Source organism: Salinibacterium sp. (genome assembly GCF_031364185.1).
Taxonomy (GTDB): domain Bacteria; phylum Actinomycetota; class Actinomycetes; order Actinomycetales; family Microbacteriaceae; genus Rhodoglobus.
This window is the reverse complement of record NZ_JANLVV010000330.1, coordinates 1-2,263: the sequence shown is the minus strand read 5'-3', so window position 1 is coordinate 2,263 and position 2,263 is coordinate 1. Positions and strand designations below refer to the sequence as shown.

3 protein-coding genes are annotated in these 2,263 nt (G+C 64.6%); all 3 read right to left on the bottom strand.

Annotation, left to right across the window (positions count from 1 at the left end):
* A partial coding sequence (locus RMN95_RS14410; protein WP_397545302.1) for a DUF6716 putative glycosyltransferase occupies nucleotides 1-416 on the bottom strand: 416 nt, incomplete at its 3' end.
* A 62-nt stretch (nucleotides 417-478) separates the two neighbouring features.
* Nucleotides 479-1,351 (bottom strand): N-acetylneuraminate synthase family protein, encoded by an 873-nt coding sequence (locus RMN95_RS14405; RefSeq protein WP_309617601.1) that lies wholly within the window; start codon nucleotides 1,349-1,351, stop codon nucleotides 479-481.
* A partial coding sequence (locus RMN95_RS14400; RefSeq protein WP_309617600.1) for an HAD hydrolase family protein occupies nucleotides 1,321-2,263 on the bottom strand: 943 nt, incomplete at its 5' end. The genes RMN95_RS14400 and RMN95_RS14405, both read right to left, overlap by 31 nt.

Below are 2,263 nucleotides of genomic sequence, written 5' to 3'. Positions count from 1 at the left end.
AAGGGCAGGGTGGCGAGCCCGAAATCCTGCTCGATCCCCCAGTGCTCCGCGAGCGAACGGAACGCGGCGATCTCACGCTTGCTGTGCAGGATGAGCAGGTCGACCTGCGAGCGGTAGTACAGCGCGAGCAGCGTCGCCGGGATCGAGATGCCCGGCAGACCGCTGACGATGAAGGGTCGTTGTGCGGCGGAGGCGGCGATCATCCTCACGAGTACTCTCACCACGGGGCCTCGCACCGACAGCAGAATCACGTCGGGTCGCTCACGCCCGATCAGCGCGGCGAGGTCATTCAGATCGACTTTGGGCGTGTCATCCACACCAAACGCCGTGCCTTCGAGAACGGCTGTCAGCTGTGCGTCACTCGGCAGCGCCGGCGTGCGGATGATGGTGAGGCTGCGGTGCCATTCGGCGGGCATGCGGGAAAGTATCGACGCTCCCCACTTCGTATACGAATCTGAATCGGCTATGCCGAGTACTTTCACGCCACGACTCGGCGAAGCTTGGCCATCGGCGCGAGTTCGCCCGGGAACACACGCTTGACCCCGTCGCCGAGAGCTTCGGAGATGATCCGGATGTCGCGCACCAGGTGCTCGAATCCGCCGGGTTCCAGCGATGCCGCGTGGTCTGAGCCCCACATCGTCCGATCGAGGGTGATGTGTCGCTCCACCACGACCGCACCCAGCGCCACCGCCGCCAGCGAGACCTGGAGTCCGCGTTCGTGCCCCGAGTAGCCCACGGGAACCCCCGTGTACCGCTGTGACAGGGTGTCGATCATCCTGAGGTTGGCCTCTTCGGGCGGCAGCGGGTAGGTCGAGGTGGCGTGCAGGATGACCAGGTTGTCGGCATCGAACAGCTCGACGGCGGTGTCGATCTGTTCGATCGTTGACATCCCGGTCGAGAGTATGACGGGCTTCCCCGTGTCGGCGAGCGCGCGCAGCATGCTCGAATCGGTCAGCGAGGCCGACGCCACTTTGTGAGCAACCACGTTGAGATCTTCGAGGAACGCGACCGAGGGCTCATCCCAGGGGGAGGCGAACCAGTCCAGCCCGTTGACGGTCGCGTAGTCGCCGATTTCGATGTACTGCTCCCGGTCGAACTCGACCCGGTAGCGGTACTCGAGGTAGGTCATCGTGCCCCATGGCGTCTCGCGGGGCGTGTTCTTCATGTGGTCGGGAGTGGAGATTTCGGGCGTGCGCTTCTGGAATTTGACGGCCTGCGCGCCGGCATCGGCCGCCACGTCGATAAGCCGCTTGGCGATGTCAACGTCACCGTTGTGATTCAGGCCGATCTCCCCGATGACATACACCGGGTGCGCCTGACCTACGAAGTGGGAGCCGATTGCGACCATAATTCCTCCAGGGTTGGGTCGAGTGGGTCAGAGCGCACGAGTATGCGTTCGGCAAGTTCACGGATGGCCCCGTCGCCACCTCGTTTCGACAGCACCACGCGTGCTGCCGCGATGACCTCGGGGTGGGCATCCACGACCGCGATCGGCCAGCCGACCAGGGCCATGCATGCCAGGTCGTTGATGTCGTTTCCGACGTAGGCAACGCGGGCGAGATTCAGGTTGTGCTCGACCGCCCAGCCCGACAGCACCGAGGCCTTCTCGTTCACGGCCTGCCGCACTTCCACTTTGAGTTTGCGGGCGCGCACCGTCACGACGGGGTTGGTCTCGGTCGAGATGATCAGGATGGGCATGCCCACGCGCCTCAGCAATTCGACCCCCATGCCGTCGGAGCGGCTGGCGGTCACGAACTCGGTGCCGTCCGCTCCGACATGAACGCGATCGTTGGTGTGAACGCCGTCGAAGTCGGTGACAACGGCATCGACATCGATGGGTTCAGGCAGCGCCACCAGCGGCGCAATCGCCCGTGCCAGCGTCAGGTCGTCGAGCGTGTCGATCTCCAGGGACGTGAGATCGGGAACGACGGCCAGGTCGACGCGACCGAAGAAGCGAAACCCGGCCTCGCGGAAGCCGGGGACGCGCATGACATAGAACGCGCCAGTTTCCTGAAACTGCGGCTCGGCATCCTGTCGGCGCAGTCGAATGGATGCATCGTGATTGACGCCGACCGCGCCCTCCGCCGATCGGCGCCACAGAAAGGCGTGCGTCTCGCGGGCAGCGAACACGACGTCAGCCTCACCGCTGAGCACGCGGGATACCGCCGAGTCCAGGTCAGCCGGGTCGATGAAAGGCGACGTGGCCTGAATGAAGACGAGGATGCCCGGTTGCTCATCCAGCTGATCGAGCGCGTGTAACAGC